The organism is Aeromonas ichthyocola (assembly GCF_046087985.1).
GTDB classification, from domain to species: Bacteria; Pseudomonadota; Gammaproteobacteria; order Enterobacterales; family Aeromonadaceae; genus Aeromonas; species Aeromonas rivipollensis.
The window spans coordinates 169,025-183,950 of sequence record NZ_JBJSWH010000002.1 but is presented as its reverse complement, the minus strand read 5'-3'; the positions used below and the strand labels follow the sequence as shown (position 1 = coordinate 183,950).

At 62.6% G+C, this 14,926-nt stretch carries 9 protein-coding genes, 1 tRNA gene and 1 pseudogene; 7 read left to right on the top strand and 4 right to left on the bottom strand.

Annotation, left to right across the window (positions count from 1 at the left end):
• The first annotated feature begins 32 nt into the window (after window positions 1-32).
• Complete coding sequence (locus ACF2JD_RS05565) at window positions 33-182, top strand: hypothetical protein (RefSeq protein ID WP_440986955.1); 150 nt, start codon at window positions 33-35, stop codon at window positions 180-182.
• On the opposite strand, the gene ACF2JD_RS05560 is transcribed toward ACF2JD_RS05565, so the two are convergent.
• Together ACF2JD_RS05560 and ACF2JD_RS05555 are read right to left on the bottom strand one after the other, a co-directional pair.
• A complete protein-coding gene (locus ACF2JD_RS05560) occupies window positions 165-392 on the bottom strand; it encodes a hypothetical protein (protein ID WP_440986954.1) in 228 nt (75 codons plus the stop codon). The two genes, ACF2JD_RS05565 and ACF2JD_RS05560, sit on opposite strands and share 18 nt — an antisense overlap.
• Window positions 393-495: 103 nt before the next feature.
• A complete protein-coding gene (locus tag ACF2JD_RS05555; RefSeq protein ID WP_440986953.1) occupies window positions 496-1,212 on the bottom strand; it encodes a TetR family transcriptional regulator in 717 nt (238 codons plus the stop codon).
• Window positions 1,213-1,352: 140 nt separating this feature from the next.
• Between ACF2JD_RS05555 and ACF2JD_RS05550 the strand changes: the two genes are divergently transcribed.
• From ACF2JD_RS05550 to ACF2JD_RS05540, 3 genes and pseudogenes are all read left to right on the top strand, one after another.
• Window positions 1,353-2,546: an efflux RND transporter periplasmic adaptor subunit gene (locus ACF2JD_RS05550; protein WP_139692390.1), complete on the top strand. Its 1,194-nt coding sequence runs from the start codon at window positions 1,353-1,355 to the stop codon at window positions 2,544-2,546.
• A 17-nt stretch (window positions 2,547-2,563) separates the two neighbouring features.
• Window positions 2,564-5,712: pseudogene (locus tag ACF2JD_RS05545) on the top strand (efflux RND transporter permease subunit).
• Window positions 5,705-7,120 (top strand): efflux transporter outer membrane subunit, encoded by a 1,416-nt coding sequence (locus ACF2JD_RS05540; RefSeq protein WP_440986952.1) that lies wholly within the window; start codon window positions 5,705-5,707, stop codon window positions 7,118-7,120. The pseudogene ACF2JD_RS05545 and the gene ACF2JD_RS05540 overlap by 8 nt, the downstream one beginning before the upstream one ends.
• 182 nt (window positions 7,121-7,302) lie before the next feature.
• On the opposite strand, the gene ACF2JD_RS05535 is transcribed toward ACF2JD_RS05540, so the two are convergent.
• Both ACF2JD_RS05535 and ACF2JD_RS05530 read right to left on the bottom strand, forming a co-directional pair.
• A tRNA-Thr gene (locus ACF2JD_RS05535) sits at window positions 7,303-7,378 on the bottom strand.
• An 86-nt stretch (window positions 7,379-7,464) separates the two neighbouring features.
• A complete protein-coding gene (locus tag ACF2JD_RS05530) occupies window positions 7,465-8,205 on the bottom strand; it encodes a phosphatase (protein ID WP_234676863.1) in 741 nt (246 codons plus the stop codon).
• Window positions 8,206-8,668: 463 nt separating this feature from the next.
• On the opposite strand from ACF2JD_RS05530, the gene ACF2JD_RS05525 reads away from it, so the two are divergent.
• The 3 genes from ACF2JD_RS05525 (at window position 8,669) to ACF2JD_RS05515 (ending at window position 14,919) form a co-directional block, all read left to right on the top strand.
• Entirely contained in the window at window positions 8,669-9,322 is a 654-nt protein-coding gene (locus ACF2JD_RS05525) for a TetR/AcrR family transcriptional regulator (RefSeq protein WP_139744455.1), read from the top strand.
• 47 nt (window positions 9,323-9,369) lie between these two features.
• Window positions 9,370-11,694 carry an acyl-CoA dehydrogenase gene (locus tag ACF2JD_RS05520; RefSeq protein WP_440986951.1) on the top strand — a complete coding sequence of 775 codons (2,325 nt, stop codon included), beginning with the start codon at window positions 9,370-9,372 and terminating at the stop codon, window positions 11,692-11,694.
• Window positions 11,695-11,856: 162 nt separating this feature from the next.
• Window positions 11,857-14,919: an efflux RND transporter permease subunit gene (locus tag ACF2JD_RS05515; protein ID WP_440986950.1), complete on the top strand. Its 3,063-nt coding sequence runs from the start codon at window positions 11,857-11,859 to the stop codon at window positions 14,917-14,919.
• The last annotated feature ends 7 nt before the right edge of the window (window positions 14,920-14,926 follow it).

Below are 14,926 nucleotides of genomic sequence, written 5' to 3'. Positions count from 1 at the left end.
AGTTGCAGCGCTATCCCGGATGTGGTGACCAGTTGCTGCAGATGCTGCGTCAGCTGGTCGTGGCTCATCTCGCCGCTTGGCTGCAGGGGGAAGCAGAGCGGGGCGCCCGCTTTGAGCAGGGTCGCCAGCTGTTGCAACAGGGGGACAGGGTGGCCGCGTCGCTATCAAGCGGGCGAGCTTAGCCAGATGCCATCGTAAGGGAGCACCGAGTGCATCCGCGCGAGGGTGCCGACCCGCACCGCTTGTCCGGATTGCTGCGAGGCGACTTTGGCGTCGGCCAGCACAGCTTCACAGGCGGTGACCACATATCCTTCTGAACGCAGCCAGCGCAGATCTTCCCCCGTACCGCACTGACCATTGAGCAGGTGAGCGCCGGGTTTGAGGTGCGCCACAAAGGCTGCCCGAGCACGGGCGTGCTGGTCGTTCAATGGGCAGGGAAGCGGGGATGGCGTCAGAGTGTGGCACAGGGGTTACCTCAAGCAGGGGGCGCACACTTTAACAAATCGGGGCCTGACTGCCAAAGCGTGCGCTCAGGCCCCGATTTGCAGGGATGTGTTGGGATTGCCGGAACCTGTTAGTGGCCGCAGGCAGGCCCGTGGGGCTGGCCAGCATGGTGAACATGCTCTCTATCAGGAAGCCGGACTCGCTCTGCAGGTCTATCCGCCCGGGAAAGTGGAGCCAGTTGATGATGTAGCCATCCAGAGTGCAGTGGAGCAGGGTGGCGGCGCGCTGCAGGTTGAGGTCGGCGGGCAGCTGGCCCCGTCGTATCGCGTTGGCCAGGGTTGTCTCCAGATCCCGAAAAAGTTGGCCGGACTGGCTGCGGATATGTTCGCGCAAGGAGATGGCTTCCCCCTCCAGCGATTCGAGATTGAACAGGATGGTGAACATCTGCCGCTGGGCCGGATTGTGAATGAAGCTGTGGAGCACCCCTTCGAAGAAGAGACGCAGTTGCCCCAGCGGATCCGGCTCGTCTGGATTGAGGCAGGCATCGAGCTGGTGGGCGAGGGGGCTGCAGAGCTCCTCCCAGAGCGAAATGAAGAGTTCGTCCTTGTTCTTGAAGTGCCAATAGATGGCCCCACGGGTCAGGTCTGCCGCCCTGGCGATGTCGGTCAGGCTGGTCTTGGCCAGGCCCTGAGAGCAGAACAGATCCAGCGCCGTGTTCATGATATGGCCGCGGGTTTGCTGCGCCTCTTCTTTGGTTCGTCTGGCCATTGAAATCTATGCCTCATGCAAGCAAAAAGTCACTTACATACATTTATGAATGTATGTATATTGCCTCAACTTTAGACTATTTACCAACAGGGCCCATGCGGCCCTGATTGTTCATTGACTGGCAAAGGCTCAGGTGTTTCATGCATAAACATATTCTTGCTCGTTCAGTTGGTCTTGCCTTGCTGGCTACAGGCTTGCTGGCAGGTTGTGGTGACAAGGGGGGCGCACCCCAGGGACAGGGCGGCATGCCCCCCGCGGCGGTCAACGTGGTGACCCTGCAGAGTGGCCCGCTGATGTTGACCACCGAGTTGACCGGTCGCAGCGCCCCGCTGCGGGTGGCCGAAGTGCGTCCGCAGGTGAGCGGCATCATCCTCAAGCGCCTCTTTACCGAGGGGAGCGATGTGAAGGCGGGCGATCTGCTCTATCAGATTGATCCGGCTGTCTATCAGGCGGCGGTCGCCAGCGCCAGGGCCAATGTGGCCAAGGCCGAGGCCAACGAGCAGAGTGCCCGCTTCAAAGCCAAACGTTATCAGGAGCTGCTCAAAGTCAACTCCATCAGCCGTCAGGACTATGACGACGCCGACGCCAGCTGGAAGCAGGCCAAGGCGGAGATCATGGCGAGCAAGGCTGCCCTGCGTACCGCCGAGATCAATCTCGGTTACACCCGCATCACAGCCCCCATCAGCGGCCGCATCGGTAAATCAGCGGTGACCGAAGGGGCGCTGGTGACTGCCCAGCAGGCGGATAGCTTCACTGCCATCCAGCAGCTCGATCCCATGTATGTGGATGTGCGCCAGTCCACCGCCGATCTGCTGCGCCTCAAGCGACTGGTCGCCGAGGGCAAGCTGACTCAGGACGAGCAGAAAGGGGCCAAGGTGACCTTCCAGCTGGAAGATGGCAGCACCTATGGCGAAGAGGGCTCGTTGCAGTTCTCCGACGTGACCGTGGATGAGACCTCCGGCATGGTGACCCTGCGGGTGATTGTGCCCAACCCTCATCAACTGCTGCTGCCTGGCATGTTCATGCGCGCCACCCTGCAAGAGGGTGAGCGGGCGCAAGGACTGCTGGTGCCGCAAACCGCGGTTTCCCGCACCCCCAATGGCGGCGCCACCGTGATGGTAGTGACCACTGACAACAAGGTGGAGCTGCGCAACGTCCAGCTGAGCCGGGTCGTCGGCAGCAACTGGGTGGTGGAGTCAGGGCTCACCTCCGGCGAGCGGGTGATCGTGGCTGGTTTGCAGAAAGTACGACCGGGCGCCGTGGTTAATCCCGCTGAGCAGGGTGCTGATGCGCCGTCTGCTCAAGCGTCTTCCAACACCCCGGCCAACAAGTAGGATGGAGTAGTCGCTTCATGGCTCGATTTTTCATAGACAGACCCATTTTTGCCTGGGTGATCGCGCTGGTGATCATGCTGGCGGGCAGCCTGGCCATCATCAAATTGCCGGTCGCCCAGTATCCGAGCATTGCACCGCCTGCTGTCAGTATTTCTGCCAGCTATCCGGGGGCCTCTGCCAAACGGTAGAAGACTCGGTCACCCAGATCATCGAACAGAACATGACCGGGCTGGATCACCTGCTCTACATGTCCTCCCAGTCTGACTCCGCGGGTCGGGTGTCGGTGACCCTGACCTTCCAGCCGGGGACCGATCCCGATATCGCCCAGGTGCAGGTGCAGAACAAGCTGCAGCAAGCGATGTCACTGCTGCCGCAAGAGGTGCAGCAGCAGGGGATCCGGGTACAGAAGACCTCCAGCAGCTTCCTGATGGTGGCCGCCTTCATCTCCACCGATGGCAGCATGACCAACGACGATCTCGCCGATTACGTGGTCTCCAACATCAAGGAGCCCCTGAGCCGACTGGATGGGGTGGGTGACATCACCTTGTTCGGCAGCCAGTACTCCATGCGTGTCTGGCTGGATCCCCACAAGCTCAACCGGGTACAGATGACCCCGGGAGACGTGCAGGCCGCCATCCAGGCCCAGAACGCCCAGGTGGCCTTCGGCAAGCTGGGGGGCACCCCTGCGGTGAACGATCAGCAGTTCACCGCCACCATCATGGGGCAGACCCGTCTCTCCACCCCGGAGGAGTTCAACAACATACTGCTGCGGGTGAATCAGGATGGCTCCAAGGTGCTGCTCAAGGACGTAGCCCGGGTCGAGCTCGCCGGCGAAAGCTACGATGCCTCCGCCCTCTACAACGGTCAGGCCACGGCTGCGCTGGCGATCAAGCTGGCCACCGGGGCCAATGCCCTGGATACCGCGGACGAGGTGCGCGGCAAGCTCGATGAGCTGTCGGGCTACTTCCCGGCCAACATGAAGATCGTCTACCCCTACGACACCACGCCCTTTGTGAAGATCTCCATCGAGGAGGTGGTGCAGACGCTGATCGAGGCCATCTTCCTGGTGTTCTGCGTCATGTATCTGTTCCTGCAGAACTTCCGGGCGACGCTGATCCCGACCATAGCGGTGCCCGTGGTGCTGCTCGGTACCTTCGGGGTCATGGCGGCCTTCGGCTTCTCCATCAACACCCTGACCATGTTCGGTCTGGTGCTCGCCATCGGCTTGCTGGTGGATGACGCCATCGTCGTGGTGGAGAACGTGGAGCGGCTGATGAGCGAGGAGGGACTCTCCCCGCTTGAGGCGACCCGCAAGTCCATGACCCAGATCACCGGCGCCCTGGTGGGCATAGCCCTGGTGCTGTCGGCGGTGTTCGTGCCCATGGCCTTCTTCGGCGGCTCGACCGGCGCCATCTATCGCCAGTTCTCCCTCACCATCGTCTCGGCCATGGTGCTCTCTGTGCTGGTGGCGTTGATCCTGACCCCGGCGCTCTGTGCCACCCTGCTCAAACCCATGAAACACGGGGAGTTCGGTGCCCAGCGTGGCTTCTTCGGCTGGTTCAACCGCTTCTTCGACACCAATGCCAACCGTTACCAGAACGGCGTGCGCAAGGTGATCAAGCAGGGGACCCGTTACAGCATCATCTACCTGGCCATGCTGGCGGTGCTGGCGGTGCTCTTCATGCGCCTGCCCACCTCCTTCCTGCCGGAAGAGGATCAGGGGGTCATCATGTCCATGGTGCAGCTGCCGGTGGGGGCCACCAAGGAGCGTACCGAGGTGGTGCTGGCCGACATGCGCGACTACTTCCTCAAGAACGAGAAGGACAACGTCGACTCCGTGCTGACGGTGGCGGGCTTCAGCTTCGCCGGTAGCGGCCAGAACAGCGGCATGGCCTTCATCAAGTTGAAGGACTGGAGCGAGCGTAAAGGCGAGGAGCGCAGTGCCAATGCCATCATAGGCCGCGCCATGGGCTATCTGTTCAGCATCAAGGAGGCGCAGGTGTTCGCCTTCAACCTGCCTCCCATTCCTGAGCTCGGCACGGCCACCGGCTTCGACTTCTTCCTGCAGGACCGCGGTGGTCTGGGGCACGAGAAGCTGATGCAGGCCCGTAACCAGTTGCTCGGCATGGCGGCGCAGGATCCCAACCTGGTGCGGGTGCGCCCGAACGGGATGGAAGACACCCCCCAGCTCGACATCAAGATAGATTACGAGAAGGCGCTGGCTCAGGGGCTCTCCATCAGCGACATCAACAACACCTTGTCGGCGGCCTGGGGCTCTTCTTACGTGAACGACTTCGTCGACAGAGGCCGGGTCAAGAAGGTCTACCTGCAGGCGGATGCCCCCTTCCGGATGAACCCGGAGGATCTGAAGCTGTGGTACGTGCGTAACAGCGCGGGCCAGATGGTGCCCTTCTCCGCCTTCGCCAGCACCGAGTGGAGCTTCGGCTCGCCCCGTCTGGAGCGCTACAACGGCGTCTCCGCCATGGAGATAGTCGGTGAAGCGGCCCCCGGCAAGAGTACCGGTGACGCCATGGCGGCCATAGAGCAGATGGTGAAACAGCTGCCGGAAGGCATCGGCATCGAGTGGACAGGGCTCTCCTTCCAGGAGCGTCAGGCAGGCTCCCAGGCGCCAGCGCTCTACGCCATCTCGCTCTTGGTGGTCTTCCTCTGTCTGGCGGCCCTCTACGAGAGCTGGAGCATTCCGTTCTCTGTCATGCTGGTGGTGCCGCTCGGGGTACTGGGTGCCATACTGGCGGCTACCCTGCGGGGCCTGGAGAATGACGTCTATTTCCAGGTGGGCCTGCTCACCACTATCGGGCTCTCGGCCAAGAACGCCATCCTGATCGTGGAGTTCGCCAAGGAGCTCCATGACAAGGGGATGAAGCTCGGCGATGCGGTGGTGGAAGCCTCCCGCCAGCGTCTGCGTCCGATCCTGATGACCTCCCTCGCCTTCATCCTCGGCGTCTTGCCGCTGGTGATAAGCACTGGTGCCGGCGCCAGCAGCCGCAACGCCATCGGCACCGGCGTCATGGGGGGGATGATCACGGCCACAGTGCTCGCCATCTTCTTCGTGCCGCTCTTCTTCGTGCTGGTGATGCGTTACTTCACCAAGCAGAGTTCAGTCGAGGAGCGCGCCGCGCTGACCAAGGAGACCCAACATGACTAAGACCCTGGTCGCCCTGAGTGTGACGCTGCTGCTGGGGGCCTGCTCCATGGCCCCCGATTACCAACGCCCCGAGGTGCCGCAAGGCGCCTCCTGGCAAGAGAATCTCGCCACCCAGGGGGCGCTGGCCCCCTGGCAGCAACAGTTCCTCGATCCGGCGCTGCAAAAGCTGATCGACACTGCCCTTGAGAACAACCGGGATCTGCGGCTCGCGGCCCTCAACGTCGAGGCCTATGAGGCCAGATACCGGATCCAGCGGGCGGCCCAGTTGCCGACCCTGGCCGCCAGCGGCTCCGGCACCCGTCAGCAGGGATCCGACGATCTCAGCAGCACGGGGCAGGGGAGCATCAGCAGCCAGTACGGCGCCGACATCGGCATCACCGCCTATGAGCTGGACCTGTTTGGCCGGATCCAGAGCCTGAAAGATCAGGCGCTGGAGAACTACCTGGCGCAAATCGAGACCCAGCGCAGCACCCAGATAGCGCTGATCGCCTCGGTGGCGAATGCCTACCTCACCCTGCTGGCGGATCAGGAGCTGCTGGCGCTGAGCCAGGCGACGCTCGTGACCGAGCAGGAGAGCTATGCCCTGACCCAGCACAAGTACCGGCTGGGGGCGGCCTCCGAGATGGAGCTGGCGCAGGGGCGCACGGCGCTTGAGAACGCCCGGGTCAGCCAGGCGCAATACCAGCGTCAGGTGAAACAGGACCGAAACGGTCTGGCCCTGCTGCTCGGCACAGAAGTGCCGGTACTGGAGGGGCAACCGGCGACCCTGGCCGAGGTGAAACTGGCGGCCATCCCGGTGGGGGCCCCCTCCAGCCTGCTGCAACAGAGACCCGACATATTGGCGGCGGAGCACAGCCTGAAGGCGGCCAACGCCAATATAGGCGCGGCCCGTGCCGCCTTCTTCCCGACCATCTCGCTCACCGCGACGGCGGGTACCGCCAGCAACCAGCTGAGCGGGTTGTTTGACGGCGGCACCGGCACCTGGACCTTCATGCCCCAGATAAACCTGCCCATCTTCGACGGTGGCAAGCGGGTGGCAGATTTGGACGTGGCCGAGGTCGGCACCAAGCAGGCGGTGGCGAGCTACGAGAAGAGCATCCAGACCGCCTTCAAGGAGGTCGCGGATACCCTCGGCGCCCAGGCGGACTACCAGCAGCAGCTGCAGGCCCAGCAGGATCTGGTGGATGCCAACCAGACCTACTTCAAGCTGGCGGAGTTCCGCTACGAGCAAGGGGTGGACAGCTATCTGACGAGGCTGGATGCCCAGCGTTCTCTGTTCAGTGCCAGACAGGGGCTCATCAGTACCCGCCTGGCCCAGCTCAGCAACCAGGTCGCCCTCTACAAGGCGGTCGGTGGCGGCTGGCAGGCACCCAAGGAGGCCCCGGCGGCCTTTGAAGGGCAGGGCTAGTCTCTCTCGCTGACAGCGTGACAGCCACAGGGCGAACCATCTGGTTCGCCCTGTTTTTTTAGGTGTCAATGGCCCGGCTTTGTCTGAATACCTTGTTGCCAAGCAGGGCCCGTTTTTCTAACGCTAGGCTTGCCCGGACCGAAATAGAAAAAGGCTCACATCGCTGCGAGCCTTTTCATTTCTGGTGCCGGAAACAGGAGTCGAACCTGCGACCTTCGCATTACGAATGCGCTGCTCTACCAACTGAGCTACACCGGCTTGTCTCTAGATTCCCGAAAATGTGCTGGCAAGTCAATGAGCCCGGACTGTTTTTATGAGCCTGCTCATGGAGTTACGGGCACACCTCAGAGATCGACGAATTCCGGAATGTGGGCGCGGCCACGGCTCTCGAGAAACGCGAGCAGGGCACGGGGGGAGCGCGCCAGGATCCGCTCCTCGGGGAAGCCGGCCTCTGTCACCAGCCGGTGGCAGTGGTCAAAATCCCCCAGGCTGAAGGCCACGTGGGAGTCTGAGCCGAAGGTGAGGTAGGCACCCAGATCCCTCGCCGCCTCGACGATGGCGCGGCAGTTGCCCTCACTGCCCGGACGGGAGTGACTGAAGGAGGAGTTGTTGATCTCCAATGCCACCCTGTATTCTGCGGCGGCCCTGACCACGGCCTGGATGTCGATGGGAAAGGCGGGGTTGCCGGGGTGGCTTATCATGTCGACCCGGCCGCTTCGGATGGCGTTGATCATGGCCTGGGTATGGGTTGCCTGATCGCAGGGGGGGAACACGGGCTCATGAAAGCCGGCCATGATCATGTCGAGGCGCGACTCGTAGCGTTCGGGGAAGTCTATTTCGCCGTCTATGTTCTTGATGTTGGCCTCGATGCCGCGCAGTATACCGACCCCGTCCACCACCCGTGGCAGGACGTGCAGATTGACGAAATGCCAGAAGTGGGGCGCATCGGCCATGTCGGGACCGTGATCCGTGGTGGCAAAGAGCTTGATCCCCTTGGCCTTGGCAATGGGCAGGTAATCGTGAATGGTGCTGTAAGCGTGGGTGCTGGCGACGGTGTGCGTGTGGGTATCGACCTGGTACTTCATCTTTTCTCCCCTCTGGCATGAGGGGCCAGCATAGCAAGATTGGCGGAGTCGGGCCATGTGGCGGCCTGCCATACTTTGTCACAAATTACGCTAGGACTGACAAAGTCTGACCATCTTTGTCTGCGAGCATAGCCCCATCGATGCAAGCCTGAACTCTCATCGATGAGTCGAAACTGGATGATTCGACTCACTTTTCCCCACCGTCGCCCCTGCGACGGTTTTTTTTCGCCCGCAATTCTTGCCGCCATCCGGATAAAAAAATGCCCAACTAGCATGGCGCAAGTTGGGCGAGACTTAATGTTTAATTGCAGTGGCATAGATATAGAGTCCTGCCTGGCCGCTAAGTTCCCATCTTGTTCCCGCTTTTTTGATTGAAAACATTTCGCCAACACCTGTTCACATTCTCTTGACATGACTGGGCGTGAAACGTACTTTTTAAACATTCGTTTAAGTGAGGTGTCCAGTGAGTAAAATCGATACCAAAAACCGTATTCTCGATGCCGCCGAGGTGCTGTTTGCCGAGCGGGGATTCGCCGATACCTCGTTGCGTCTGATCACCAGCGAGGCCGATGTGAACCTGGCCTCGGTCAACTATCACTTCGGCTCCAAAAAGGAGTTGATCCAGGCGGTGCTCGATCGCTACCTGAGTATCTTCATGCCTGAGCTGGATGCTCGCCTGCAGACCTTGATGGCCCAGGAGCAGCTGACCCTGCTGCAGGTGTTCGAAAGTTTCGTCGAGCCCCTGATGAAGCTGGTGGCGGTGCGGGCCAACGGCCCGGCGCTCTTCATGCAGTTGCTGGGGCGCGGCTACATCGACAGCCAGGGCCACTTGCGCCGCTTCATCACCACCCACTACGGGGCGACCCTGCACGGGATCACCCAGGCTATTTCCAAGGCCAACCCGGCCCTGTCGCCGGCGGATCTCTTCTGGCGCCTGCACTTCACCCTGGGCACAGTGGTGTTCACCATGGCCTCCGCCGATGCCCTGCGTGACATCGCCCAGGCCGATTTTGGCCAGCAGCTCGATGTGGAAGGGCTGGTGCGCAACGTTATTCCTTATCTGGCGTCCGGTGTCGGGGCGCCCGTGGAGTCGACCAGGCTCTCCCTGGCCGTGTAACACCTAACAATAATCAACGGAAACAGTGAAATAGAAGGAACTTCGGTATGATCACATTGCTTGTCCTGCTGGTGCTGGCGATAGCCGTGGTACTCGGCGTGCCCGCCATCCGTAAAAAGGTGGTGACCCGTCCTGTGTTCGGCATCTTCAAGAAGATACTGCCGCCCTTGTCGGCCACCGAGCGGGAGGCCATGGAAGCCGGCTCCGTCTGGTGGGATGGCGAGCTGTTTCGCGGCAACCCGGACTGGAAGAAACTGCACGGTTACGGCAAGGCCGAACTGAGCGCCGAGGAGCAGGCCTTCATCGACAATCAGGTCGAGACCCTGCTCGCCATGGTGGACGACTTCAAGATCGTCAACGAAACCAAAGACCTGCCAGAGCCGGTCTGGGACTATCTGAAGAAGGAAGGCTTCTTCTCCCTGATCATCCCGAAATCCTACGGCGGCCGCGAATTCTCTGCGATTGCCAACTCCACCATAGTCACCCGCATTGCCACCAAGAGCCTGAGCGTGGCGGTCACCGTCATGGTGCCGAACTCCCTTGGCCCGGGCGAGCTGCTGATGCACTACGGTACCCAGGCCCAGAAGGACTTCTGGCTGCCGGGGCTGGCCAACGGCAAGGAAGTGCCCTGCTTCGCCCTGACCGGGCCGGAAGCGGGCTCGGACGCGGGCGCCATCCCGGACAAGGGGAGCGTCTGCAAGGGCATGTACAAGGGTGAAGAGGTGCTGGGCATTCGCCTGAACTGGAACAAGCGCTATATCACCCTGGCGCCCCGCGCCACAGTGCTGGGGCTGGCGTTCAAGCTCTATGACCCGGAGAAACTGCTGGGTGACAAGGAAGAGCTCGGCATCACCTGCGCCCTGATCCCCACCAGCCACCCGGGCGTGCGGGTCGGTGATCGCCACTACCCCATGGGGCTGGCGTTCCTGAACGGCCCGACCTTCGGCAAGGATGTGTTCATTCCGCTCGACTGGATCATCGGTGGCCCGGATTACGCCGGCCGTGGATGGCGCATGCTGGTCGAATGCCTCTCCGCCGGTCGCGGCATCTCGCTGCCTGCCCTCGGCACCGCTTGCGGTCACATGGCGAGCCGCACCGTGGGGGCCTACTCCTATGTGCGCAAGCAGTTCGGCATGTCCATCGGCAAGTTTGAAGGGGTGCAGGAAGCGCTGGCCCGCATCGGCGGCCTCACCTATCAGCTGGAAGGGGCCCGTCGCATGACCGCAGGTTCCCTGGACTTGGGTCAAGCCCCGGCCATTGTCACCGCAATTTCCAAGTACCACATGACCGAAATGGCGCGCCAGATCATGGATGATTCCATGGACATCCACGCCGGTCGCGCCATCCAGCTCGGTCCGAAAAACTACACCGGCTACGCCTACATGGGCATTCCGGTCGCCATCACGGTGGAAGGGGCCAATATCCTGACCCGCAACCTGATGATCTTCGGCCAGGGTGCCACCCGCTGCCACCCCTACGTATTTGCCGAGCTGGAAGCCGCCGCCGACACCGATGTGGAGCGCGGCCTCGAGAAGTTCGATGCCCTGCTGATGAAGCACATCGCCTTCGGTACCGGCAACTTCTTCGGCGCCCTGTTCCAGGGGCTGACCCTGGGTCAGTTCAACAATGCCCCTGTGGCTGGCGAAACCGCCCGCTACTACAAGCAGCTTTCTCGCATGAGTAAAGGGCTGGCCCTGTGCGCCGACGTCTCCATGCTGATGCTGGGTGGCGATCTCAAGCGCAAGGAGATGATCTCCGCCCGTCTTGGCGACGTGCTGAGCCACCTCTACCTGGCCTCCGCCACCCTCAAGCACTACGAGGATCAGGGCCGCATGGTCTCGGATCTGCCGTTCGTGCAGTACGCGGTGGAGCGCAACCTCCATCTCATTGGCAAGGCGTTCGAGGGCTTCTTCCAGAACTTCCCGAACAAGGTGGTGGGCGCCGTGCTCAAACGCGTGGTCTTCCCGTTTGGCGTGGGCTACAAGATGCCGGCAGACGAGCGTTGCCACGCCATCTGTCTGGCCATGATGACCCCGGGCGAGTTCCGCGATCGTCTGACTGCACTCTGCTACGTGGGCAAGGATGACGCTGATCCGGTCGGTCTGATGGAGCGCGCCTTCCAGGCCATGGTGGCGGTGCAACCCATCGAGAAGAAGCTGGTGCAGGCCCAGAAAGAGGGCAAACTGCCCCGCAAGATGGCCCTGCCGGAGCTGGTGGCCGCGGCCCTGTCCCAGTCCATCCTCGGCAAGGAGGAGGCGGACAAGCTGCTGGCCGCCGATGCCCTGCGCTACGAGGCCATTCAGGTGGACAACTTCGCCCCGGGTGAGCTGGAAGGGCTGTCTCAACCGAACCCGGTTGTGCACGCCGCCTGATCCCGAGAGTAAACCGACAACCGGCCCATGTGGCCGGTTTTTTTGTTTGTTAACCAGGCATTTACAACCTCGATTAATTCCAGTTAAATGCAATGGCCCCCACCCTTGGGGCAGGAAGCAAGGCCAGCGGAATGGCCGATAACAACAACTCAGGAAGAGTGAATGAACCTCGCCAAAACGGCGATCGAACGCCCCATCTGGGTGGCGGTCTCGGTCGTGCTCATTTTTTTGCTGGGCCTGCTCAGCATCCGGGGACTGCCTGTCCAGCTGTTTCCCGACATCGATCGTCCTCACCTCAACATCTCGGTGGACTGGCGCTCGGCCTCGCCCCAGGAGATGGAGTCGGAGATAACCGACCCCATCGAGCAGGAGATGCAGGGGGTACAGGGGCTGAAAAACCTCACCAGCAACAGCTATCCCGGCTTTACCGAAATCGACATGGAGTTTGCCCTCGGCACAGACATGCAGCGGGCCCAGCTCGACGTCATCTCGCGCCTGAACCGGGTCTCCGGCCTGCCGGACAAGATCGGCGGCCCCTACGTCAACAACTACAGCAGCAACGACACCCTCACCTTCTTCTTCATCCAGCAACTGCCGGGTGCCAAGGGGGCGATCGACGATCACCAGGCGCTGATCGAGGCGAGGGTCAAGCCTGAGCTTGAGCGCATCCCCGGGGTGTCGACCGTGGAGGTGGAGGGGATCAACGAGCGTCAGATCCAGATCCGCTTCGACCCCTATCGCGCCGCCGAGCTGGGGGTGGAGATACCCGTGCTCGCCAGCCGGGCAACCACTGGCTGGGACGTGTCGGCCGGCACCCTCGACATAGGACGCTGGGAGTACAAGTTGCGCTTCGCCGGTCGCTACGACGTGGCCACCCTGGGGGACAAGGTGGTGGACTGGCGCGACGGCCTGCCCATCTACCTGCGGGACGTGGCGGAAGTCAGGGTTGCCCGGGAGGAGAACCCTGTGCTGCGCATCCAGAACGGCAACACCGCCATAGCGGCGCAGATCTTCAAGGAGAGCGGGGCCAATGCCCTGACGGCGCTGGAGGGGATCAAGCTCAAGGTGGAGGAGCTCAACCTGAAGGTGCTGGAGCCGGTCGGGCTGCACATGGAGCAGTCGTTCGATGCCTCCCTCTACATCAACCGGGCGGTGGGCATGGTGACCGCCAACCTGGGACTGGGGGTGCTGCTCTCCTGCGCCATCCTCTGGGTCTTCCTGCGCCAGCTCAAGGCGACCCTGATGATAGCGGTCGCTATCCCCATCAGCATCATGCTCACCTTCTGCCTGCTCAAGGTGATGGGCAGGACGCTGAACATCATCTCCCTTGCGGGGATCGCCTTCGCGGTCGGCATGGTGCTGGATGCCGCCATAGTGGTGCTGGAGAGCATCTACCGGCGCCATGAGCGGGGGGATCTCGGCAAGGCCGAGGCGGCGCTGGAAGGCACCAGCCGGGTGTGGACCGCCCTGGTGGCCTCCACCCTCACCACTGTCGCCATCTTCCTGCCGGTGCTCTTGCTCAACGATGTGGAGGGGCAGCTGTTTGCGGATCTCGCACTCACCATCGCCTGTGCCGTCACCGTCTCCATGCTGGTGGCGGTGACAGTGCTGCCCGCCGTGGCGGCGCGCTGGATGGGGCGCGAGCGGCTGGTCGATCCCTATGAATCACTGTGGCAGCGCACTACCCGCCATGTGATCCGCTGGACCGGCACGGTCCCCCGACGCTGGACCCTTATCGTCCTGATGATGAGCGGGCCAGTGCTGGCCAGCTGGCTGCTGTTGCCCAAGATGAACTATCTGCCGGACGTGAAGCGGGATGCCATCGACGTCTGGATGAGTTTCACCCCAGGGGTCAACCTCAAGGCCCAGCGGGAGGAGGTGATCGATACCCTGATCGCCCGCCTCGACCCCTACATGAAGGGGGAGAAAGAGCCTGCCCTCAAGAACTACTACATATTGCGCTACCCGGGTGGCGCCCAGATCGGGGTGCGCCCCAGGGACGAGACCCGGATCAAGGCGCTGGAGCAGCTCCTGATGAAACAGCTGCTGGTGGGCATACCCGATACCCGGGCCTTCGGCGGTCAGGGCTCCCTGTTTGGCGGCTTCGACAGCGAGAACGGCATCTCGTTGCTGATCCAGGGGGGCGAGCTGCCGGCGCTCTATCAGGCAGCCAGAGAGAGCATGGCCATGGTGCAGCGCGACTTGCCGGGGGCCCAGATAAGGCCTGAGCCCGGGCTCGACTTCAGCGCCCCCGAACTGCGGCTGGTGCCGCAAGACAGGCGTCTGGCCGAGGTGGGCTGGGATCGCAGCCCCTTGCCCGCCATCATCCAGACCTTTGGCGACGGCCTGCGGGTCGGGGAATATTTCGACGGGGAGGAGCGGCTCGACATCCTGCTGATGGGCCAGGCCTCCGCCAACCCGGACGAGCTGAAGGCGGTGCCGCTCGCCACCCCGTCCGGGCGCATAGTCCCCCTCGGCGAGTTGCTGCGGGTGGAGCCCGGCCTCGGGCCTGAGAGCATCTTTCGGGCCGACGGGCGGCGCAGCATCAGCCTGCAGATCACCCCGCCTGAGGGGATGAGCATGGAGCAGGTGCTGGAGACCCTGCAGACCAAGAGCTTCGCCGCCATCCGGCCGCTGCTGCCAGTCGGGGGCGAGCTGAGGGTTGCCGGCAATGCCGACAGCCTGCAGCAGGCGCTGGACAACCTCGGCGGCATCTTCCTGTTCGCCGTGATGATACTGCTCATCTTGCTGTGGGGGGTCTTCGCCTCCCTCAAGGATGCCGTACTGGTGCTGCTGACCCTGCCGCTCGCCACAGTGGGCGGCGTGCTGGCGCTGCACCTGAGCGGCCTGCTGGTGCCGCTGCCGATGGACCTACTCACCCTCATCGGCTTCGTGATCCTGCTGGGGCTGGTAGTCAACAACGCCATCCTGCTGGTGCACCAGACCCGCATGGCCGAGCGGGAAGGAATGAGCCGCCAGTCGGCGGTGGCCGATGCCCTGCAAAGCCGGATGAGGCCCATCGCCATGACCAGTCTCACCAGCATCTTCGGCATGCTGCCGCTGATGCTGAGCCCGAGCGAGGGGAGCGAAATCTACCGGGGGCTCGCCACCGTCATCGTCGGCGGCATGAGTTGCAGCACCCTGTTTACTCTGATCCTGTTACCCGCCTTCCTGCGGCTGGGTGAGCGGGTCGACGCCCCCCACGCCATCCGGCAGCGGGCCTGAGAAGGAG